The sequence below is a fragment of the Oceanospirillum sediminis genome, from assembly GCF_014164585.1.
GTDB classification, from domain to species: Bacteria; Pseudomonadota; Gammaproteobacteria; order Pseudomonadales; family Halomonadaceae; genus Oceanospirillum; species Oceanospirillum sediminis.
The window spans coordinates 1-342 of the sequence record NZ_JACJFM010000260.1 but is presented as its reverse complement, the minus strand read 5'-3'; the positions used below and the strand labels follow the sequence as shown (position 1 = coordinate 342).

At 38.6% G+C, this 342-nt stretch carries 1 protein-coding gene; it reads left to right on the top strand.

Annotated features, from left to right (window positions below):
• Positions 1–334 (top strand): DUF1501 domain-containing protein (locus H4O21_RS28620; protein WP_182812636.1); only part of this gene is annotated, 334 nt, incomplete at its 5' end.
• Positions 335–342 lie beyond the last annotated feature (8 nt).

The window sequence follows — 342 nt, the reverse complement described above, 5'->3', positions numbered from 1 at the left end:
TGTTACAACCTTTAGTGTATCCGATTTTTCTAGAACACTAACTTCTAATGGCAACGGAACCGACCATGCCTGGGGTGGTAACGCTTTTATGATGGGTGGTGCTGTAAACGGAAAAGAAATTTATGGAGACTACCCTACTCTAGCCCTAGATAGTGATTTAGATTTAAGAAATGGTGTACTCGTCCCCACCACAGCTGCTGATTTATATATGGCAGAATTAGCTCTTTGGTTTGGTGTTTCGCCATCAGATTTAAATATGGTACTCCCAAATTTGTCAAATTTTTATGATACAAATAGTGGTACACCACCCATTGGATTTATGAATTTAACATGATGAAGCAA